Source organism: Winogradskyella ursingii (genome assembly GCF_013403975.1).
Classification (GTDB): domain Bacteria; phylum Bacteroidota; class Bacteroidia; order Flavobacteriales; family Flavobacteriaceae; genus Winogradskyella; species Winogradskyella ursingii.
Window position 1 is genome coordinate 52,090 of sequence record NZ_JABFDH010000003.1, and the last position, 22,898, is coordinate 74,987.

Here is a 22,898-nt window from a genome sequence, read left to right on the forward strand (position 1 = left end):
GTTACTTTTGCAAGGTTTTGGTGTCCAAATTCTGTTTGGTCATTAAAAATTAAAAAGCATTTATGGAAAAAAACAAAAATGTGTTTGATAACGTTCTTCAACTTATAGGAAGTACTCCGCTTATCAAATTAAATAAAATGACCGCCGATTTCAACGGCGATTTTTATGCAAAAGTAGAAGCATTTAATCCTGGTCATTCCTCAAAAGACAGAATAGCATTACATATTATTGAAGAGGCCGAACGTCAGGGCATTTTAACTCCAGGTGATACAATTATCGAAACAACCTCTGGCAACACTGGTTTCAGTATTGCGATGGTCAGTATCATTAAAGGGTACGAATGTATCTTAGCAGTAAGTTCAAAATCTTCAGCAGATAAGATAGACATGCTCAAATCCATGGGAGCTAAGGTTTATGTTTGTCCAGCACATGTGGCGGCAGATGATTCTCGGTCTTATTATGAAGTTGCTAAACGGCTACACGAAGAAATTAAAGGTTCTATTTACATCAATCAATATTTCAATCAATTGAATCTTGACGCTCATTATAGTACTACAGGACCAGAATTATGGGAACAAACTAATGGCGAGATTACCCATTTGGTTGCTTGTAGTGGAACTGGAGGAACAATTTCAGGTATTGCAAAATATTTAAAGGAGCAAAATCCAAATGTCAAAGTGATTGGTGTTGATGCATATGGGTCCGTATTAAAAAAATATCACGAAACCCGTGAGTTTGATGATAAGGAAATTTACCCATATAGAATTGAAGGTTTAGGCAAAAACTTGATTCCAACCGCAACAGATTTCGATCTAATAGATAAATTTATAAAAGTTACGGACGAAGAAAGTGCGCATACAGCTAGGGAAATATCCAATTCTGAAGGGCTCTTTGTGGGTTACACCAGTGGTGCTGCCATGCAGGCTTTAAAACAATTAAATGAAGAAGGGGAGTTCAAGCCAACAGATAAGGTGGTTGTAGTATTTCCCGATCACGGTTCACGATACATGAGTAAAGTTTACAGTGATAAATGGATGGAGGCACAAGGCTTTTTTGATAGTAAAAGTGAAGCGATTGCATCAATAGAATATATTAAATAATCAGACTTATAATCATATTAACCTATCATTGAGAAGACTTTATGATAGGTTTTTTATGTTTAAAACTTAGTGAATAGTTAGATTAAATAAATTATGCAATCATCATTTAATTAAGTAATTTTGCATCAACTAACTAAGACTAAATTAACAGTATTTTAACATGTCGTTTATGCATTAATATGGAAATAAACGATGATTAATAGCAAAGGCAACAGATGAAGGATTTATTCGAAAAGATTTATAGGGACAAAGGACCACTTGGTAAATGGGCTGCTCAAGCAGAAGGTTACTTTGTTTTCCCAAAGCTAGAAGGTCAAATTTCCAATAGAATGAAATTTCAAGGAAAGGATGTGATCACTTGGAGTATTAATGATTATCTAGGATTAGCCAATCATCCTGAAGTAAGAAAGATAGATGCTGAAGCAGCTGCAGAATATGGCTCTGCATACCCAATGGGAGCACGGATGATGTCTGGTCACACAGATTTGCACGAAAAATTACAGAATGAGCTAGCGGAATTTGTAAATAAGGAAGCCGCTTATTTATTGAACTTTGGTTATCAGGGCATGGTATCTACTGTTGATGCTTTAGTAAGCAAAGATGATATTATTGTTTACGATGTTGATGCACACGCATGCATTATTGATGGTGTGAGACTGCACCATGGTAAACGTTTTACCTATAAGCACAATGATATTGAAAGCTTAGAAAAAAATCTTGACCGTGCTACAAAAATGGCTGAACAAACTGGAGGTGGGATTTTAGTGATTTCAGAAGGTGTGTTTGGTATGCGTGGTGAGCAAGGTAGATTAAAAGAGATTGTTGAGCTTAAGAAAAAATATAACTTCAGATTATTTGTAGATGATGCTCACGGTTTTGGTACTTTAGGAAAAACTGGTGCTGGGGCAGGTGAGGAGCAAGGCGTTCAAGACGATATCGATGTCTATTTTGCAACCTTTGCCAAATCGTTGGCAAGTACAGGAGCTTTTATAGCTGCAGACCAAGAAATCATAGATTATTTGAAATACAACTTGCGTTCTCAAATGTTCGCTAAATCGTTGCAGATGCAATTAGTAGTTGGTGCATTGAAGCGGTTGGATATGTTGCGTACTATGCCAGAATTAAAGGAAAATCTTTGGAAGATAGTAGACGCATTACAATCTGGTCTAAAAGAACGTGGATTTGATATTGGAACAACTCAAAGTTGTGTAACACCGGTATATCTAAAAGGAAGTATTCCTGAAGCTATGGCACTTGTAAGAGACTTACGTGAAAATTATGGAATATTCTGTTCTATAGTAGTTTATCCTGTAATACCTAAAGGAATGATTTTACTTAGAATGATACCTACTGCAACACATACTTTACAAGATGTAAAGGAAACTTTAGACGCTTTTGATGCGATTAGAGAACGTCTACTTAACGGAACATACAAAAGAATGTCAGCCAAATTAATGGCTTCAATGGGTGAGTAATTTCAACCTAAATAAATGTAAAAATGCCATCAATTTTGATGGCATTTTTTTTAATTCAAGTTTTTTCTAAATGTTTTTCTTCTTTTATAGACTTCCGGATCAAAATGTTTCCATATTTTGTGTATCGCTTCGTTATCTTCTAATTCAGGTGTCCTATAACAAGTCTTAATTCCTTTTTTAGTAAAAGTTTCATAATATTCATTAAAAATTACTGCATGAACACCTTTGTTTTGATATTCTGGATGTATACCAATGAGATAAAAAATCACGTCTTTACTGTTCTTCTTAGCCTTTAAAATATGACTAAATCCAAACGGGAATAATTTACCATTAGCTTTTTGAAGCGCCTCAGCAAATCTTGGCATCACAATCGCAAATCCAACAAGGTTATCGTCTTTATCCACCACAAACTTAATGTAATCTGGATTGACGAAACTGATAAATTTCTTTTTAAAATATTCTTTTTGAATATCAGTAATTTCAACAAATGAAGCTAATGATGAGTAGCTTTTGTTAAATAAATCAAACATGCGATCCGCATAAGGCATCACCTCTTCAGTTTTGCTGAATTTTAATGCTCTAAGATTATAACGTCTTTTGATTAGTTCTTGAGCTTTTTTGAAGAACTCAGGCTTAACATTTGCAAAAGGGAACTTACTTTCGGAATAAGATTTTTCCACTTCATAGCCATGAGCTAAATAATGGTTAACGTAATAGGGGTGATTGTACCACGTAATCATAGGTGCAATACTGTCAAAACCCTCTGTCATCACTCCAACCTTATCTAAATTTGAAAACCCTACAGGACCTTCTGCATATTCTAAGTTATAATCTCGGCCAATGGCTTCCACTTTTTCCATAAGCGATTTACTTACATCAAGATCATCAATAAAATCAAACCAGCCAAAGCGCATTTTCTTAATTTGCTGTTTGTCTACTTCGAGCCAATTGATAATAGCCGCAACTCTCCCTACTACTTGGTCATTTTTGTAAGCCAAGAAAAAACGGGCTTCTGCATCTTTAAAAATAGGATTTTTCTCTTTATTAAAAGTTTCAAGTTCTTGCCTTATTATTGGTGGCACCCAAAATTTTGAATCCTTATAAAGTTGAAAAGGAAACTTAACAAAAGTTCTCAATTCTTTTTTGGTGGTGGCTTCTTTAATTGTAATCATTCAATACAGTAGTTGTGTTTCATTTTCAACAAGTTATTTTTAAATTATAATCATCAATTCTCTTTATCCTTATGAAAGTCAAACCGATAAGAAGCGCCAAAAGCGATGCTAAAAACTGATGGAGTATCCTTGGTGTTAAAGGCAATATTTGTGTCTAGTTGAAAATTTCTTGTCCATAAATACGCGCCACCAAATCTAAAAATATTGTCTGCGTAAAAATCGCTGTTAATGCCTTGTGCTTCTCCAAAAACAACCCATTGCGGGCTAAAAGAATGGGTAAGTGTAAAAACATATTGAAATTCTGAAAAATCAGAACCAATTCTATCTTTTATCAAATTCATAACAAATACCCAACCACCATTAAAATTATTTTGGGTAGAAATCATTATCTTTGGACTAATACCTTCAACGTCTGGTGCAGTATATGGATTACCAGTTGTGTCAAAATTGGCACCTGCATAGACAGCTACAGCTGGTATTAACGATTTCCATTTAAATTGTCTATTAGCGTGGTAACTGTATAAATTTGGTTTGTCTTCTTCCGCATTTTTATAAGGATCATAAATTAAATATTTTGCGCCAATGGTAAAATTTCTAAAATTAGAACGTGGCTCTTCGATTGGGATTTGACCCGCAAAAAACGTTTGTGTATCATTCTGGTAAACACCGTCCATCTGAATTTCCAATTCTTCAAAAAGCAGACCGTAACGAGCGGCGAAATCAATACCGAATCCAGAAACCTCATAATTTCTCAATGAATGTTCTTCCTTAACGGTAAAACCTCCAATTTCAAACTGTAAAACATTTGTTCCAACAGCAAAAGCACTTTCAGACACACCTGGACGATTAGAATTTATGACCTCTGTGTATTGTGCAAAAACTGAATTAATTGATGTAAATATAAGTAGGTAAAAAACAATTTTTAATGATCTCATTGGAGTCTAGTTTAAATTCAAATATAGATATTTTATAGTTTTTTTAAGGAATTATAACGGAATATAAATAGGGATAATTGTATTTTTGAATATTAATTAAGTTATGCTACAAGAAGCTTCGGCCATGGGATTATTACGAACCATATTAATTATTTTACTCCTTTATTTCGGCTTTAAGATATTGGCAAGATTATTTGCTCCGTTACTTATGCGATTTGTGGCTAAAAAAGCCGAAGAAAAATTTGGCCAACAATTTGGCGGAAGACCACATCCAAATCAGACAAGAAAGCAACAAAAGCAAAAAGAAGGTGAAACGGTAATAGATAAAATGCCTAATCAAGATAAGTCTTCTAACGAAAAAGTTGGTGAATATATTGATTACGAAGAGATTGATTAGTTTATTTGTTTTTTGAAACTCAAATACCTCCTAGATTCTCAAAAAAAATAATTACTTTTCAACTCTGACCTTCAAACTTAAAGTGCATGTCATTTTCTTTTAAGCGTTTATTGCCACATTTTCTTATTTTAATAGGATTTATCGTTTTATCACTAGCTTATTTTAGCCCAGTATTAAAGGGTAAAAAAATGTTTCAAAGCGATATCATGCATTACATTGGCATGGCGCAACAGCAAAAGGAATTTGCTAAAACTGAAGGAGAAGAAACTTACTGGACCAATAGTGCTTTTGGTGGAATGCCGACGTATCAACTCGGTGCAAAATACCCTCATAATTATATAAAAAAACTCGATTTAACCTTACGGTTTTTGCCACGACCGGCGGACTACTTGTTTCTTTATTTTCTTGGGTTTTATATTTTACTATTATCACTTAAAGTAGATTTTAAGCTTGCAGCTTTGGGTGCTTTAGCATTTGGATTTTCGACCTATTTAATTATTATTCTCGGAGTGGGACACAACTCAAAAGCACATGCTATTGCTTATATGCCCTTGGTTCTGTCTGGCATCATTCTAACATTTAGGCAAAAATATATACTCGGGTTTCTGCTCACAACGGTAGCACTTGGTTTAGAGCTTGTGGCTAATCATTATCAAATGACCTATTATTTGTTATTATTGGTCATTGTGCTAGGTTTGTCTTATTTAATCGATGCGTATCGAAAAAAACTTTTACCGCATTTTTTTAAATCCGTTGGATTACTCTCTATAGCAGCTATTTTGGCAGTGGGACTCAATGCCACAAATATCATGGCAACCCAAGAATACGTTAAGGAAAGTACACGAGGAAAAAGTGAGTTGACTATCAACGCAGATGGCTCCCAAAAAGCTGAGACCACAGGTCTAAGCAAAGAATATATTACTGAATACAGTTACGGGATTCTCGAAACCTTCAACCTTTACATACCTAAATTTATGGGTGGTGGTAATACCGAGGATGTTGGTAGAGATTCTGAAACCTATAAAGCTTACGTCAATCTTGGAGCTTCACCGATTGAAGCCTTGGAAGCATCAAAAAAGGCACCAATGTATTGGGGAGATCAACCAATTGTGGAAGCGCCTGCTTATGTAGGTGCAGTTATAATTTTTCTATTCGTTTTAGGTCTGTTTTTAGTTAAAGGTCGATTAAAGTGGTGGCTTGTTGGTGGCACAATTTTATCTCTTTTACTATCCTATGGAAAGAATTTAGGTTTCCTAACAGATTTCTTTATTGATTATGTGCCGTTGTATAATAAATTCAGGGCAGTGAGCTCCATTCAGGTCATATTGGAATTATGTATACCAATTCTAGGCATTTTTGCATTGGTAAGACTTTTTAATGATTTTCAGAAGGACGAAGAAAAGTTGAAAGCCTTGAAATATACGGTCGCAATTACATCTGGTTTAGCTGTGGTATTTTTATTGTTTAAATCGGTTTTATTCGATTTTGAAGGTTTACGAGATGACCAATATATTCAGGCATACGGACAACCATTTATAAATGCTGTAATCGAGGATCGAAAAGCGCTTTTTACGTTCGATACGATAAGAACATTAATTTTAGTATTACTATCAGCAGGAACAGTATACCTGTTTTTAAAGAAAAAATTATCTGAAAAACTAGTGGTAGTTGTTTTCGCTGTGCTAATAATTTTTGATCTAGTCGTGGTTGATAGACAATATGTGAACAATGATAATTTTCAATCAGCAATAAAAGTAGACAAACCTTACCAACCCAATGTTGCCGACAAAGAAATATTAAAAGACGATGGTCATTTTAGAGTATTGGATATGTCTTCCGAAGGTCAGGGACGTCCGGGACGAGCTGCGTATTTTCATAATTCGTTATTTGGATATCATGCTGCCAAGTTGGGACGCATGGACGAATTATTAGATTTTCATGTGTATAAGAACAACATGAATGTCATTAATATGCTCAATACCAAATATATTATAGCAGAACAGGAAGGACAAATATTTCCATATACCAATGAAGATGCTAATGGCAACGCATGGTTTGTTTCAAAGTTAAAACCTGTTGCAAATGCCAATATTGAAATTACAGCATTAGATAGTTTAAATACAAAGGTTGGGGCAGTTATCCAAAAATCGATTTTAACCGAATATGATCTTGATACAACTTACCAAGTTGATTCTACGGCATCTATTGAACTAAAGGAATTCCAGCCAAATTATTTAAAATACGAATCCAATAATCAGAATAAAGGTTTTGCTGTATTTTCTGAAGTGTATTACCAACAAGGTTGGAATGCATATTTAGACGGAAATTTAGTGCCACACCAACGCGTCAACTACGTACTCCGTGCGATGGAAATCCCAAAAGGTAAGCATATAATTGAGTTTAAATTTGAACCACAAGTGGTTGAGACCGGTAGTACTATTGCATTGGCGAGTTCAGCTATTTTTGGTATCCTATTTTTATTAGGATTGTATTACTTATTCAAAAAAGAAAGATTTCAGCCTGATCAAGACTAAAATTTATGAGTCACAAAAAAGTTCTCATAATAGTTTATTACTGGCCGCCAGCGGGTGGACCTGGTGTTCAACGTTGGCTAAAATTTGTAAAATATTTACCTGATTTTGGGATTGAGCCTATAGTTTACTGTCCAGAAAACCCAAATTACCCGATTACTGATGATAGTTTAATTGCTGAAATTCCAAGTGATATTACCATTTTAAAACAGCCCATAAATGAGCCTTATGGATTGGCCAATTTATTCTCAAAAGGAAAATCAAAAAAAATCAGTTCTGGTGTGATTCCTAAAGCCAAAAAGCAATCTTTTATAGAGAAAATGATGCTATATATTAGAGGTAATTTTTTTATTCCAGATGCACGTAAAAACTGGATTAAACCTTCGGTTGAATTTCTTTCAGAATATATTCAAAAAAATAATATTGAAACTATTGTCACTACGGGTCCACCGCATAGTTTACATTTAATTGGACTTCAACTTAAAGAAAAATTTGATCTAAAATGGCTTGCAGATTTCAGGGATCCTTGGACCACAATCGGTTACCATAAAGCGTTGAAGCTGACGGAAAGCTCTAAACAAAAACACCTAGAGTTAGAATCCAAAGTCCTAAATTCGGCAGATGGAATTATGGTGACGAGCCAACATACCAAAAACGAATTTGAGAAAAAAACAAATCGAACTATATCGGTAATCACAAACGGTTACGACACGCATTCTGTAGGAGTAGAAGGGAAGGATGAAAAATTTACGATATCCCATATAGGTTCACTTTTATCCGATAGAAATCCAGAAATTCTTTGGGAAGTACTTTCAGAATTGGTCCTTGAAAATGATGCGTTTTCAAAAGCTTTGCAATTAAATTTGGTTGGTGTGGTGAGTGATGATGTTGTTGAAGGTATTCACCATTTTCACTTAAAAGACTATTTAAATATTGTGGGCTACGTCGATCACGATGAAGCTTTAAACTATCAACAAAAATCCAGAGTTTTATTGTTAATTGAAATTGATTCTGAAGACACAAAAGCCATTATTCCTGGTAAGCTATTCGAGTACATGGTTTCAGAAACACCAATTTTGGCGATTGGACCACGAGATTCAGATGTTGAACAAATTATTAGAAAAACCAATACAGGATTGTATTTCAATTATAACCAAAAAGATGAATTGAAAATTCAGATTATGGATTGGTTCAGCGCATATCAAAATGGTGAATTAATAATCAAGCCAATTGGATTACAGCCCTATAGCAGAAAAGCCTTAACAGAGAAACTTGCAATATTGTTGAAATAATTTCATCCAATACGCATTTTTGAAAATTGACATTTTATAGTTGTAATTTGCACCAATGGGTATCATCCTCAATCAATCTCTTAAAAACACGATAAGCACCTATGCAGGTTTTGGCATTGGGGCAATTAACACCCTTTTTCTTTACACCAATTTTTTAACGGATGAGTATTACGGTCTCGTTGCCTTTGTACTCTCTGCAGCTAATATTATGATGCCGTTTACTGCATTTGGAGTACATAATGCGATAATTAAATTCTATTCATCTTTTAAAACAAAAAATAGTATCAATAGCTTTTTAACGTTAATGCTGTTTTTGCCTTTGGTATTCATTATTCCAGTATCCATCATAGGTTTTTTTGCCTATGATACCATCGGTACATTGCTCTCTAACGAAAACCCGATAGTCGGTAATTATGTTTGGCACATTTTAGTTTTGGCCATATCCATGTCTTACTTTGAAATTTTCTTTGCGTGGTCCAAAGTGCATATGCAAACTGTTTTTGGAAACATAATGAAAGAGATTTTTCATAGGGCTTGTATCATGATATTATTGTTTGCCGTGTATTTAGAATGGCTAACAGTAGAACATTTTATGGTTGGTTTGGTACTGGTTTATTTATTGAGAATGTTTCTAATGCAAATGTATGCTTACTCGTTGCGATTGCCTAGATTGAAATTTCAAAAAATCGAAAAACTACCAAATGTATTAAAATATGCAGGTTTAATAATCATCGCAGGTTCTGTAGCAATGCTCATACTGGATATCGATAAATTTATGATAGGACGAATGATGCAAATAGAAAACGTAGCCTATTACAGTGTTGCCATTTTCATAGCTACGGTTATTGCAGTGCCACAACGTGCCATGCACCAAATTATGATGCCGCTTACGGCTCAATACCTCAACCAAAAGGACAAACGCGCTTTGGCAGATTTATATAAACGGAGTTCGTTGAGTTTGCTCATTGTTAGTGGATTTATATTCCTCTTAATTATTCTTAATATCAATCAGCTTTACCAAATACTACCAAATGAGTTTACAGGTGGGCTCTTTGTAGTGTTTTTGGTGAGTTTGGCGAAACTGTACGATAATTGTTTGGGGAATAACAATGCTATTTTATTTAACAGTGATTATTATAGAATTGTATTGTTTTTCGGAGTGTTGCTGGCAATTATGGCTATTGTGCTTAATGCCATCTTTATTCCCATTTATGGAATTGAAGGTTCAGCATTTGCTACATTTATGGCGGTTGTGATTTATAATACTCTAAAAATTGGATTTGTAAAGCGAAAATTTAATATGCAGCCGTTTGGCACGGATTCATTGAAGGTGTTTTTACTTTTGATTGTTTTTTCGTTAGTATTTTACTTTTGGGAATTTCCATTTTATCCTGTCATAAATATAATATTGAAATCTGCTGTGATTGGATTATTTTATTTTGGATTTGTATATAAGTTGAATTTGTCTGAGGACATTTCAATACAAATTAAAAAATGGTTGAAGTTGAAATAGTTTAATATTGAAGTTCAAGTAATTTAATAAAGAGATTCCTACCTGCGCAGGAATAAATAAGAAAGTCCCGTAAGGTGCTTAGGGGCATACTACATACGGGACTTGTCTAACCAACCAAAAAAAATCTTCTATCCTCTTCCTCGTGTTCGTTTTGAACTCGATCTCGAAGTGCTTTTATTAGAGCTTCTGTTTGTTTTAGCTCTTGAAGCAGACGAGGACGTTTTTCTTCTATTTTGAGACACACTTCTTTTAGGTGTGCTTTGTGACTTTGTTCTACTAGATATACGATTATTTGTTATGCTCGGTTTTCTGGCAGAGGTACTTTTTCTTGTTTGTACTTTTCTATTGGACACAGAAGTACGGTTCTGAGTCACACTTTTTCTTGAACTTCTTTTTTGAGCAATATCACCGCTATTGCGTTGAGTTCTAATTTTTTGTGTAACTCTATTGCTATTTCGGGAAGTAGCGCTTCTATTGTTGCCTCTATTTACACTATTATTAGAGCGTGTGGTTGTGCTCATATTGTCATTTCTATTCACTCTTTTATTTGAGCGAGTAGAAGTACCTCTGTTTGAGTTTCTGTTCACTTCAGTATTCGATCGCGTCGATGAACCTCTGTTTGCATTTCTATTTAAACTAGAGTTGGAACGTGCTGCCACTCCGTTATCATTTCTTCTCGAGTTGTTTCTCGAAATACTCTTATTATTACGTGTTGCACCTGTTCTCGAAGCTATTGCCTTACTGTTTCTAGAGCGAGCAGACCTCGTACTGGCATATCTCGCGTTGTCTCTTCTTACGCGCGTTTGGACACTTCTTTCCCTAGCATTTCGCGGTGTTTGAGCATATCTATTGCTATATCGAGTAGAATTTGTTCTTCTTCCGTAATCTCTATAACCTCGTCTTCCTATGTTATAGTGTCTCACGTTATTTCTGTATGGTCTGTAATAAACATACCTTACTGGAGTATAATATCTTCTGTACGGATTTACGTTAAGAATACAATAATTTGCTGGTGGTACAGCGTAAAACCTGTGCCATGGTCTATAAACATAAGCTCTATTATACACGTTAATGAATCCATCATATCTCCAAAAAACATTGTTTCTGTAGTAGACGTTAAGTCCACCAATTCTGTTAATGCGTCCAAAACCTGTATAGTTAATAATGATATCACCAATTTGATTTACCCTTCCATAATAATCATAATAAATTGGTGTATTTTCAATTTGAATAATGGCTCCAAAATCATCATACTGTACGTAAGGGTTGTAATCGTAACCTGAGTTAAAGCTTAAGCTAAAGTTTCTGGTATTGATACCAACGTTAACGTTTGGTCCATACTGCGGAATGTAAAAGTCGAATTGACCATCTGCAAATACAGAAAATTCAATTCCACCTTCATTAAATATGAAAGAATTACCATAACCTCTCACATAGTTATTCATTGAAACCTCTGCTTCTGATGTTGTGGTGGTTGATGCGAATGCCGCAGTGCTAAAAGCAACCATAGTGGCAAATAAAAATAGAATCCGTTTCATAATTAATGGGTTTTAAAATTAAACTCATATTGATAATTACAAACAGCGTGCCAAAAACGCAACGCTTTGATAATCAGCTAAAATGAGAAACCCTGAAATATTTGGGGAAATATTCAGGGTTTTGGTAAGTCGCAATTATATTTAATTAGCGACTATCACAAACAATCAAATCTCAATCTTTAATTCTTCTAGGTTTTTAAATTTCATCGTTCTTTTTATAGTAATAGAAATCGTCAACGTCCCAATCTTCATAGTCTCTGTGCTTTCTTTTTTTCTTAAATTTTCTTTTATGTGAGAAATCATCATAATGGACAGTACTGCATTCAGCAACACCACAAAAACCACAAGCTTGGTTGCTTAAGTTTACGTGACCTCTAGTCTTGGTAATTTTTCCATATCTGTTATATAGAATTTTTAATCCACCCACTTGGCTCAAACGACCTCTTCTGTAATCCATGTAAACGGAACCTGCTCGTTTTATTTTTCCTTGGTTATCATAGTTGATAAACACGTTACCGACACGTCTTACACGTCCAAAAGTATCGTGAGTTACCAAAACACCTCTGCCACCATAATGATAGGCTGTACCTGGTGCACCAAATGTTCTGTTTGTAACATTTCTTCTGGTATTAGTGCGTCTGTTGTAATTTCTGATTTTTGGAAATGTGGAATTCACCGACGTATTAAAATCGAATGTGCCATCTTTGAAAATCAAAAATTCTACACCACGCTCTACAAACACAATTGGTTGTGAATAACGATAGCGCGCATCTTTAAAATCTTCCCCATTTAAAACAGCATTTCCTGCTGTTGCAGCTGTGGCGCATGTTATACCAGATAACACAATCGCCAAAAAAAGTAATTGCTTTTTCATAATTAATAGGTTTTTAGATTTGTCCAATTCTAACTCGTTTAGAACTTTTGGACTAACGCTATGGATTATTGAGTTTTCAATTAGTGTGCCAGAATTTATAAATAATTGCTAACCATTAGATTAGTTATTCTTCATATACTTTTACAAATTGATTTTTTATCCAATTACAACTAAAATGATGTGTTTAGAAAGCAAATTTTGTTACTTTTAATGCAGTTTAATAACTCACTATGTCAGCCAACCAAGTGAAATGCAAAAATTGTGAGAAACCCTTTAATGACGGGTTTGAATTTTGTCCTCATTGCGGACAAAAAACCAATGAAGAGCTTACAATTGGTGTACTGTTCTACAACACAATTAGCAACTATTTTTCTTTTGACGCTCGTTTTCTCAAGAGTTTTGTGCCCTTAATGTTTAAACCTGGCTATCTGGCTAAGGAATTTATAAAAGGAAAACGACTACTTTATCTGCATCCAGCGCAGATGTATCTTTTTATTTCAGTGGTGTTCTTTTTCATATTTTCATTTACGGTGAGAGAGCAAGCAAATTCTTGGAACCGTGAACTTAAAAAAACATTGAAAAAAGATGAACTAATTGTTTTGGACTCTTTGGAACTGGAAAATAAAATAAAAGAAGACAAGATTGAAGATTCCTTGAATAGAGCAGAAATTAAAAAGGCGCTTAAAAAGAATCAGAGGCTAATTGGTATGTCCGATGCCGAAATAGATTCTATTGTAAATCTTGATAATATCCCGAAGAAAAATGATGTTTCGTTTGGTTTTAATGAAAGGGAAATAGATTCATTGTTGGATATTGACGCACCGGATGAAGAGATTTACAAAACTATGGGAATGGATGATGATGATGGTTGGTTTATGCGAAAACTATATGCACAAATTTTAAAATTTTACAAAGCCAGAGATGGTGGTAATATTCTAAAAGCGTTTTATGACACTGTACCTATTGCCTTATTCTTTTTGCTTCCGCTGTTTGCCTTTATAATAAAGCTTCTATATTTAAGACATGGGCGTTATGCACATCATTTGGTGTTTAGTTTTTATTACTTTTCATTTTTGTTCACAGTATTTAGTATTATCGCTGGTATTAATCTTATATGGGATATTCCGGATGGCATCGACTGGCTAATTGCACTTTCAACATTCTTGTATCTGATGATTGCTTTAAAACGCTTTTATGGACAAAATTGGTTTGTAAGTTGGTTTAAATGCAGTGTGGCGACATTCACATTTTTGGCTGTTGTGATTCCTACAACAATTGTAATATTAGCCTTGTTCGCTTTTATGGTTTACTAGCGAAAACCTATTTCGAGAAGTCTGGAAAAACAAATTGAATTACTTATTTTCTTCTGCCGATTTTGCATGCCAAATGGGTATATTTAGATATTCGCCTAATAATTTTGCATCATCCAGCATTCCCTCCAAATTATTATGATCTATAACATGTATCCGATCCAAACTCTTTAAAACTAAATTTAATTCAAAACTTCTACGTTTACTATTTCTCTCTATACCTATTAGTTCTTCACCCAAAATTTGTATGGCAATTATATCTTCTAAAGCATATTTCTTATAAGCAAGTTGAACAGGTAAAAGTGGAAACCCCACAAAATAAAAGTTAATAGCCTTACTGAAAGTGTAATATTTTAATTTACTTATCAAGTTCACAATAAATCTTATACATATATAAGAAATTATCGAATAGTAAATAAAGTCATTAATTAAAAAATGAAATGAGCCGGTTGTACTAAATTTATATAAAATAAAACCTATGAATAAAAAGGGAATGACAAATAGCACTAATGTTTGAAAACCTAATCTAGGACTTAATCGAAAATATAAATTATTGTTTTGAGAAATATGAAGAGAATAAGTTTCGAAATTCGGTCCTCCACGATTCAATAAATACGTTTGAACTTTTGCTCTTTCATAATCCCCATATCTAATGTCTTCACGATGATATCCTTCTGGCAAATCCATACTACAATTTTTCTTGAAGATATTTACCAGTCACTGAATCCATATTCGCCGCAATTTCCTCAGGTGTACCTGTTGCAACGAGCTTTCCACCATTCTTTCCGCCTTCTGGACCCAAATCAACAATATAATCTGCACATTTAATCAAATCGATATTATGCTCAATTACAATAATGGAATGTCCTTTGGCTATCAGCGCCTGAAACGATTTCAACAATTTCTGAATATCATGAAAATGTAGTCCTGTTGTTGGCTCATCAAAAATAAAAAGTGCACTATCATTTTTACTTCCTTTTCCTAAAAAGGTAGCGAGTTTGATTCGCTGTGCTTCACCGCCGGAAAGGGTAGAAGAGGACTGTCCCAAAGTTACGTAGCCCAAACCAACATCTTGAAGCGGTTGTAATTTTCCTTTTATTTTTTTCTGCTCATATAATTTGAAAAAAGCTACAGCATCATCAATCGTCATGCTAAGAATATTGTCAATGGATTTACCTTCAAAAGTCACTTCAAGGACTTCTTTTTTGAAGCGTTTACCATTACAAGTGTCGCAGACTAAATGTACATCTGCCATAAATTGCATTTCAATGGTTACTTCACCTTCGCCTTTACAGGTTTCGCAACGTCCACCATCCACATTAAAACTAAAATGTTTAGCTTGGTAATTTCTAATTTTACTTAGTTTCTGTTTTGCAAATAATGCTCTAATATCGTCATAGGCCTTAATGTATGTAACAGGATTGGAGCGCGAAGAGCGACCAATTGGGTTTTGGTCTACAAATTCTACGTGCTGAATATTGCTAAAATTGCCTTTCAATTCCGTAAACTGTCCTGCCTTGTCGCCAAAGCCAGTGAGCTGTTTTTGTATGGCTGGATATAAAATTTTCTTTACCAATGTACTCTTTCCACTACCAGAAACGCCAGTAATAACGGTAAGCATATTCAGAGGTAAATTGACATCAATATTTTTTAGATTATTTTCTCGGGCACCAACAACTTCAACATTGTATTTAGAAGTGCGTCTTTTTTCTGGAATTTTAATTTCCATTTGGCCATTGAGATATTTAGCCGTCAACGTATCTGAAACCAAAATATCCTTAAATTCACCAACAGCAACGACTTCACCACCAAAAGTTCCAGCTTCCGGACCAATATCTATGATTTCGTCGGCAGCTTTCATAATGTCTTCGTCATGTTCAACAACAATAACCGTATTTCCTAAATCTCGAAGTGATTTTAATACCTTAATAAGACGTTCGGTGTCTTTTGGATGTAAACCAATACTCGGTTCATCCAGAATATACATCGAACCTACTAGGCTACTGCCGAGAGATGTAGCCAAGTTTATGCGTTGACTTTCACCACCAGATAAACTGTTTGATTTTCGGTTGAGTGTCAGGTAATTTAAACCCACATCCGATAAAAATTCTAATCTCGTATTAATTTCAGTTAATAACCTTTTGGCGATTTTCGCATCGTATTCATTCAGTTTTAAATCATCAAAAAATGTTTTCAATTCGTTTAATGGCAAATCGACTAAATCAGTGATCGTTGCCTTATTAATTTTTACATAATCAGCTTCTTTTCGTAATCGTTTTCCTTTGCAAACGTTACACTTAGTCTTGCCGCGATAACGTGAAAGCATCACACGATTTTGTATTTTGTAGGCTTTGGATTCCAGCTCAGAAAAGAAACTGTCCAAACCTTCAAAATATTTGTTTCCTTTCCAAATGAGGTTTTTGTGAGCATCGCTCAATTCAAAATAAGGTTTATGAATAGGAAAATCGAATTTATGTGAGTTGTTGACCAATTGGTCTCGGTACCAGCTCATACTTTCGCCTCGCCAAGGAAAAATTGCATTTTCGTAGACAGAAAGGGCTGTATTGGGTACTACCAAATCTTCATCAATGCCAATGACATCACCATAACCTTCGCATTTAGGGCAAGCTCCATAGGGATTGTTAAAACTAAAAAGATGAGCATTCGGTTCTAAAAACGTCATACCATCTAGCTCAAATCTGTTGTTGAAAACTTTTTGTTTTTTGTCTGAAAGAGATTCAATGATACAAGTGCCAACACCTTCAAAAAAGGCAGTTTCAACTGCATCTGCCAAACGGTTTAAGAAGTCTTCATCATCTTTAAAAACAATTCTATCAACAACCAAATACAAATTTTGGTGAGTTTTTATATCTGTTTTTAAAGCGTCATCAATGCGTAAAACTTCGTCCTTAATTTTTATACGAGCATAGCCTTGCTGCTGTAGTGTTTGTAGCTTATTTTCAATTGTTCTGCCTTCTTCTAAAATTATGGGAGACAGTAATAATAATTTTGTCCCTTCTTCGAACTCTGATATATATTCCACCACATCACCAACGCGATGCTTTTTTACCAAATCACCAGAAATAGGCGAGTAGGTCTTTCCTATTCTGGCAAAGAGTAATTTTAGATAATCGTAAATTTCTGTAGTTGTACCTACAGTTGAGCGTGGATTTGTGGAATTCACTTTCTGTTCAATAGCAATAGCTGGCGCAATTCCTTTTATATAATCTACTTTGGGTTTGTTTAAACGACCCAGGAATTGACGTGCGTAACTCGAAAGACTTTCGACATAGCGTCGTTGTCCTTCGGCATATAACGTATCGAAAGCCAAACTGGACTTTCCAGAACCTGATAATCCTGTAATGACTACCAATTTATTTCTGGGTATAACAACATCAATATTTTTTAGGTTATGCAGTTTTGCACCTTTTATGATAATATTTTCCGTTGGATTTACGTCTAAAATGGTAGTGTTCATAAACATTTCTTATATCAAGAATTGCAAAGATACTACATCTACTTTATCTATTAAAGGTTCAATATATTCGATAAAATGTTAAATTTTGATACTAAATATTGTTTTTTAGGAATGATTGTTGTTATATTTGAGGCATAATCATTTAAAATACAACTGCGTATATCATAAAATTACTTTTTAAATTTTAGCTAAACCCCAAGCATAGAAGGCAACTTCTGGGCTACTAAGAAGTAATAATTATGAAAAAAGAACTTATCCAAGACGCAGAGTTGGTGAGCAACTACATTAAAGGTGACGAAAATTCACTATCAATTTTAATTTCAAGACACAAACAAAGAATTTACAGTTTTATCTATTCGAAAGTTTACGATAGAGATATTACTGAAGATGTATTTCAGGATACGTTTATTAAAGTGATTAGAACCTTAAAACGAGGAAAATACAATGAAGAAGGTAAATTTTTACCTTGGGTAATGCGAATTGCGCATAATTTGGTTATTGATCATTTTAGAAAAAACAGCAGAATGCCAAAATTTGATAATGCTGGTGAATTCAGCATTTTTTCTGTGCTGAGCGACTCTAGCTTAAATGCTGAAAAAAGCATGATCAAAGATCAAGTGGAATCTGACGTAAGACGTATTATTGAAGAATTACCAGAGGACCAGAAACAAGTGTTAATGATGCGTATGTATCAAGACATGAGTTTTAAGGAAATATCTGAACGTACTGGTGTAAGCATTAACACCGCTTTGGGAAGAATGCGTTATGCGCTTATTAACATGCGCAAGGTAATTGATCAAAACAATATAGTTTTGACCAATTGATGCAATAAAGTATATGAAGTTACGTTTTTGCTATATACTAACTTTTAAATTGTTAAAATGGCAAAAATCTACTCTAATGCTTCCCAAAAAAAAAATTTAAACCTAATGCCAAAAGATGAAACAATTAGTTTCCTTTTGAATTACTCAAAGGCTTTAAGTGTTATAGATTATAATAAATTGAAGTTTGAAGCACTTCTAAATTAAGTTGGAAGAAATCCTGATTCGTTTTGAATCAGGATTTTTTTGTTAATAGTAGTTCTTCATAATTCTGAATCCTGAAATATTCTTTTCTTAGATTTTCGAGATATTCCACAACTTTCTTTTTCTTTGGGTGATCGTCTAGCAAGCAATTTTTTACATTGACATCGTAAACCATAATCAGGATATACCAGTGGCCTTTACGTTGTGTATAATTGTCATTAAAAATACTGTTATTGCCTGCAGCTTCTAATGAAGCATCTATTAAAAGTAATGGCAAAGCTAGTTTTACATCGTCTTTGTCAGTTTCGCTATATGTTAAATAAAACGTTTCGCCATCTATAGTGATAGGCGTATTGAAACCAACATCTTGATGATTGAGCTGAAATTTGGTATTGATAAAATGGTAAAACTCATCAGCACTTTTTGTATCCCTAAAAATGAAAGATGTTTGCCTAGGTAATTTTCTTTTAAACTTTCGGGCTTTCATGATTTTATGACCTTCAAATTTGGGTGCAATTTTAGTAGGGATGCATGATGAAAATAGAATAGAAAGCGATAATGATAGAAGTAGAAGTTTTTTCATTGATTGGCGGTTTTATTTTCTTTATCAATAATTGTACCAATCGATATCCATTATATCTTATTACTGCCTCATAGAGCGAGGTTGAGATGTTTTTAAATTTCTTTGAGATTTCTAGACTTCGCTCGAAATGACAGAAGAGAAGATGTCACTATTTTTTATTTTTATAATATTCATTCAACACAGACTTTCTCCCAATAGTTCTAGTAATAATATCCTTTTCTAAGTCCCAGCCTCTCGCTGGTGAATATTGGCGTCCATACCAAATAATCTGAAGGTGTAGTTCGTTCCAAAGTTCTTTGGGAAACAAGCGTTTGGCATCTTTTTCGGTTTGCACTACATTTTTTCCGTTTGTTAGGTTCCAACGGTACATCAATCTATGGATATGCGTATCTACGGGAAACGCGGGAATGCCAAAAGCTTGAGACATTACAACGGCTGCGGTTTTGTGGCCAACAGCTGGTAGTGCTTCCAATTCTTCATACGTCTTTGGCACTTTTCCGTTATGCTTGTCAATAAGAATATGCGATAAACCGTGAATGCCTTTGCTTTTCATTGGAGACAATCCAACTGGTTTTATGATTTCTCTAATTTCCTCAACACTTAGTTTTATCATGTCGTATGGATTGTCCGCGCGTTCAAATAGCAATGGTGTAATTTGATTGACACGCACATCAGTACTTTGAGCAGACATTAACACGGCGATCAACAAAGTATAAGGGTCATTATGATCTAGCGGAACCGGAATTTCAGGATAAAGTTGATTTAACGTATTTATAACAAAATGTACCTTTTCTTGCTTAGTCATTCATTGTATTTTTACAGAAACACAAATTTAAGCAATTATGACACATTTAAAAGCAGGCGATAAAGCACCAGATTTTTCAGCAAATGATCAAGACGGTAATACCATAAGTTTAAGCGATTATAAAGGAAAGAAACTTGTTTTATTCTTTTATCCAAAAGCTAGTACACCAGGGTGCACGGTTGAGGCCTGTAATTTAAATGATAACTATTCAAAATTTACTAAACAAGGTTATGATATCTTGGGTGTGAGTGCAGATTCCCAGAAACGACAGAGTAATTTTAAGAATAAATATGATTTTGCTTATCCATTATTAGCTGATGAAGACAAAGCTGTTATTGAAGCATACAGTGTTTGGGGACCAAAGAAATTTATGGGAAGGGAATATGATGGCATCCACAGAACTACTTTTGTAATTGACGAGAACGGTGTAATTGAGGATGTTATTAAAAAAGTGAAAACCAAAGCGCATACTGATCAGATTTTATCTGAATAGAAAAACAAGCCTAAATGGAAAAAAGCGACCTATGGTCGCTTTTTCTTATTTTTATATAGGTAAATCCAGTTAATTCTTATGCATCACTTCTTCAGCCTCATAACCAAAAAGACTCTTTTCCTTTATTAGGTTCGCAACACCTTCAGGAAGCATACTCTCCCAGCCATCTTCACCGCTGGCAATCATTTTAAGAACTTTTCGCGAGAATACATCTAAGTTAGAGGCGTCATAATCTGTAATATCTACCACCTTACCATTATATTTAAAGAATTTGTAAAGCTCTTTCATTCTTGGATGGACCTTTAAGTTTTCACTATTAGTTGTTGTGCCATCTTCATTTTGCATTGGATACAAGTACACACGGAGATCTTTATAAAACAATTTGCCAAAGGCTTCAAGAATACCACCACTTAAATGGCGGTAATATTTTTCATCAAAAATATCTACCAAATTGTTCACACCCATTGCAAGACCCATTCTATTTCTAGAATATTGAGAGAAATATTCAACTAATTTATAGTATTCTTGGAAATTAGATATCAAAACCGTTTGTCCCAAAGAGCATAAAAGTTTTGCACGATCCATAAAATCTTGTTCGTCAATTTCGCCTTCTGCTCTTAGGTTAGACAACGTAATTTCAAAAATAACTTGGGTTTGGTCTTTATCGACTTTATTTTCTTTGATGAACATTTCATAAGATTTCTCAAACATGTCCATATTTACTTTAGTAACGGGCCTGAAGCTTCCTCTTAATGTTAAAATGTTCTTCTTGTAAAGGACACGAGCGGGCAACACATTATTTCCATCTGGAGCAAACATTACCGCGTCGGTCATTCCATTTTTTACCAACTGTAAACTCATTAATCTATTGTCCACATCTTTAAAAACCGGACCATCAAAATTAATCGTATCAATTTCAAGTTGATCTTTGTCTAAATGATCGTATAAATAACGTAATAGCTTACGCGGTTGATTGTATTTGTAAAAGGCTCCATAGATTAAGTTGGTACCTAATTTACCCAAGGTTTCTTGTTGCAGTCTCGCATCATTTTCCTTGAATCTGATATGAAGAACAATCTCATTGTACTCACCATCAGGTTTTACCTGAAATTTAATACCTACCCAGCCGTGACCTTTATACTTTTTAGCAAAATCTATGGTTGCCACAGTATTGGCATAGGAGAAGAAAATTTTATTTGGATGCTTATCTCTTGTAATTCGTTCTTCGGTCAGACCTACCTCATGATTCAACATTTTGCGTAATCTTGCTTCTGTTACATAACGTTTATCATCTTCAATCCCATAAATGGCATCACTAAAGTCTTTGTCGTATGCCGACATCGCTTTGGCAATTGTTCCAGAAGCACCTCCCGCTCTAAAAAATTGACGTACAGTTTCTTGGCCTGCGCCTATTTCAGAAAATGTACCATAAATATCAGCGTTAAGATTAATACGTAATGCTTTATCTTTTAGTGAGGGAATATTCTCAAATTCCTTATCGCCAGTATACGTGATGTCCTTCATAGAGTCTGGGTTTATGTCAGGTTACAAAGGTATCAAATTAGAAGGGCAAACAAAAAAATAACCTTATTTTTGTTTCAAAGTTAACAGTATTGAAAATTACGTTTTTAGGCACTGGTACCTCTCAAGGAATTCCTATTATTGGAAGTACACATCCCGTTTGTTTAAGTAAGAATCCAAAAGATAAAAGACTCCGCGTTTCGGTATTGGTCGAGTGGGAGAATTATACTTTTGTGATAGACTGTGGGCCAGATTTTAGACAGCAAATGCTGCGAGCCGACTGTACAAAAATTGATGGTATAATTTTTACCCATGAGCATGCTGACCATACTATGGGTTTAGATGATATTAGACCGTTCTTTTTTAGACAAGGTGATATTCCTATTTATGCTCACGAGAGAGTTTTAAAAGCTTTGCAAGAACGATTTACATATATTTTTGAAACTAAAAACAGATATCCAAGTGCTCCAAGTGTTGAGACCATACAAATTACAAATTCACCATTTAAAGCTGGTAATATAAATGTGATTCCTATAAATGGCATGCATGCTAACCTGCAGGTATTTGGCTATCGCTTTAAGAATTTCGCATATCTAACAGACATGAAAACTCTTGAAGACAAAGAAGTCGAAAAATTAAACGATTTAGATGTTTTGGTGGTTAATTGTTTGAGGGAACAAGCTCATCCGTCACATTTTAATCTAGAGGAGGCATTGGCTTTTATAGGGCGCGTACAGCCGAAGAAGGCTTATTTAACGCATATCAGTCATTTATTGGGGTTTCATGACGATGTGCAACGAAAATTACCTGAGAACGTTTTTTTAGCGTATGATAATTTAGAAATTATAGTTTAGAA

The 22,898-nt window shown here is 34.4% G+C and carries 19 protein-coding genes; 10 read left to right on the plus strand and 9 right to left on the minus strand.

Translation table 11 applies throughout. The features are described from left to right. Nucleotides 1-62 precede the first annotated feature (62 nt). The gene (locus HM983_RS07620) at nt 63-1,100 is read left to right on the plus strand and encodes a PLP-dependent cysteine synthase family protein (RefSeq protein WP_179344822.1); all 1,038 of its coding nucleotides are present in this window, start codon (nt 63-65) and stop codon (nt 1,098-1,100) included. A 215-nt stretch (nt 1,101-1,315) separates the two neighbouring features. Continuing rightward, complete coding sequence (locus HM983_RS07625; protein WP_179344823.1) at nt 1,316-2,575, plus strand: aminotransferase class I/II-fold pyridoxal phosphate-dependent enzyme; 1,260 nt, start codon at nt 1,316-1,318, stop codon at nt 2,573-2,575. A 50-nt stretch (nt 2,576-2,625) separates the two neighbouring features. On the opposite strand, the gene HM983_RS07630 is transcribed toward HM983_RS07625, so the two are convergent. Together HM983_RS07630 and HM983_RS07635 are read right to left on the minus strand one after the other, a co-directional pair. Continuing rightward, a complete protein-coding gene (locus HM983_RS07630; RefSeq protein WP_179344824.1) occupies nt 2,626-3,747 on the minus strand; it encodes a GTP cyclohydrolase in 1,122 nt (373 codons plus the stop codon). A gap of 53 nt (nt 3,748-3,800) precedes the next feature. Continuing rightward, a complete protein-coding gene (locus HM983_RS07635) occupies nt 3,801-4,682 on the minus strand; it encodes a transporter (RefSeq protein ID WP_179344825.1) in 882 nt (293 codons plus the stop codon). A gap of 103 nt (nt 4,683-4,785) precedes the next feature. Here HM983_RS07635 and HM983_RS07640 point away from each other — a divergent pair, with 103 nt between their 5' ends. The 4 genes from HM983_RS07640 to HM983_RS07655 all read left to right on the plus strand — a co-directional run bounded on the left by HM983_RS07640 (nt 4,786) and on the right by HM983_RS07655 (nt 10,415). Next, complete coding sequence (locus HM983_RS07640) at nt 4,786-5,079, plus strand: DUF4834 family protein (protein ID WP_179344826.1); 294 nt, start codon at nt 4,786-4,788, stop codon at nt 5,077-5,079. Nucleotides 5,080-5,165: 86 nt separating this feature from the next. Beyond that, nucleotides 5,166-7,613: a YfhO family protein gene (locus HM983_RS07645; RefSeq protein WP_179344827.1), complete on the plus strand. Its 2,448-nt coding sequence runs from the start codon at nt 5,166-5,168 to the stop codon at nt 7,611-7,613. Nucleotides 7,614-7,618: 5 nt separating this feature from the next. After that, nucleotides 7,619-8,902: a glycosyltransferase family protein gene (locus HM983_RS07650; RefSeq protein ID WP_179344828.1), complete on the plus strand. Its 1,284-nt coding sequence runs from the start codon at nt 7,619-7,621 to the stop codon at nt 8,900-8,902. A 55-nt stretch (nt 8,903-8,957) separates the two neighbouring features. Then, nucleotides 8,958-10,415, plus strand: coding sequence for an oligosaccharide flippase family protein (locus HM983_RS07655; protein ID WP_179344829.1), 1,458 nt, complete (start codon nt 8,958-8,960; stop codon nt 10,413-10,415). 128 nt (nt 10,416-10,543) lie between these two features. Here HM983_RS07655 and HM983_RS07660 read toward each other — a convergent pair whose 3' ends face one another. Next, the gene (locus HM983_RS07660) at nt 10,544-11,953 is read right to left on the minus strand and encodes a hypothetical protein (protein WP_179344830.1); all 1,410 of its coding nucleotides are present in this window, start codon (nt 11,951-11,953) and stop codon (nt 10,544-10,546) included. Nucleotides 11,954-12,149: 196 nt separating this feature from the next. Beyond that, complete coding sequence (locus HM983_RS07665; protein WP_179344831.1) at nt 12,150-12,827, minus strand: hypothetical protein; 678 nt, start codon at nt 12,825-12,827, stop codon at nt 12,150-12,152. Nucleotides 12,828-13,057: 230 nt separating this feature from the next. On the opposite strand from HM983_RS07665, the gene HM983_RS07670 reads away from it, so the two are divergent. Continuing rightward, nucleotides 13,058-14,140: a DUF3667 domain-containing protein gene (locus tag HM983_RS07670; RefSeq protein ID WP_179344832.1), complete on the plus strand. Its 1,083-nt coding sequence runs from the start codon at nt 13,058-13,060 to the stop codon at nt 14,138-14,140. Nucleotides 14,141-14,179: 39 nt separating this feature from the next. Here HM983_RS07670 and HM983_RS07675 read toward each other — a convergent pair whose 3' ends face one another. Both HM983_RS07675 and uvrA read right to left on the minus strand, forming a co-directional pair. Next, on the minus strand, nt 14,180-14,824 hold the full coding sequence (locus tag HM983_RS07675; RefSeq protein ID WP_179344833.1) for a hypothetical protein: 645 nt from the start codon (nt 14,822-14,824) through the stop codon (nt 14,180-14,182). A 1-nt stretch (nt 14,825) separates the two neighbouring features. Beyond that, nucleotides 14,826-17,615, minus strand: a complete 2,790-nt coding sequence (gene uvrA / locus HM983_RS07680) for an excinuclease ABC subunit UvrA (RefSeq protein WP_179344834.1) — start codon at nt 17,613-17,615, stop codon at nt 14,826-14,828. A 239-nt stretch (nt 17,616-17,854) separates the two neighbouring features. On the opposite strand from uvrA, the gene HM983_RS07685 reads away from it, so the two are divergent. Continuing rightward, complete coding sequence (locus HM983_RS07685) at nt 17,855-18,439, plus strand: RNA polymerase sigma factor (protein ID WP_179344835.1); 585 nt, start codon at nt 17,855-17,857, stop codon at nt 18,437-18,439. Between the two features lie 232 nt (nt 18,440-18,671). On the opposite strand, the gene HM983_RS07690 is transcribed toward HM983_RS07685, so the two are convergent. After that, nucleotides 18,672-19,223, minus strand: coding sequence for a hypothetical protein (locus tag HM983_RS07690; RefSeq protein ID WP_179344836.1), 552 nt, complete (start codon nt 19,221-19,223; stop codon nt 18,672-18,674). A 148-nt stretch (nt 19,224-19,371) separates the two neighbouring features. Next, a complete protein-coding gene (locus tag HM983_RS07695) occupies nt 19,372-20,028 on the minus strand; it encodes an endonuclease III domain-containing protein (RefSeq protein ID WP_179344837.1) in 657 nt (218 codons plus the stop codon). A 37-nt stretch (nt 20,029-20,065) separates the two neighbouring features. Here HM983_RS07695 and bcp point away from each other — a divergent pair, with 37 nt between their 5' ends. Further along, nucleotides 20,066-20,521: a thioredoxin-dependent thiol peroxidase gene (bcp, locus tag HM983_RS07700; protein WP_179344838.1), complete on the plus strand. Its 456-nt coding sequence runs from the start codon at nt 20,066-20,068 to the stop codon at nt 20,519-20,521. A gap of 69 nt (nt 20,522-20,590) precedes the next feature. Here bcp and HM983_RS07705 read toward each other — a convergent pair whose 3' ends face one another. Beyond that, on the minus strand, nt 20,591-22,045 hold the full coding sequence (locus HM983_RS07705; protein ID WP_179344839.1) for a TonB-dependent receptor: 1,455 nt from the start codon (nt 22,043-22,045) through the stop codon (nt 20,591-20,593). Between the two features lie 89 nt (nt 22,046-22,134). Between HM983_RS07705 and HM983_RS07710 the strand changes: the two genes are divergently transcribed. Then, complete coding sequence (locus tag HM983_RS07710; protein ID WP_179344840.1) at nt 22,135-22,896, plus strand: MBL fold metallo-hydrolase; 762 nt, start codon at nt 22,135-22,137, stop codon at nt 22,894-22,896. Nucleotides 22,897-22,898 lie beyond the last annotated feature (2 nt).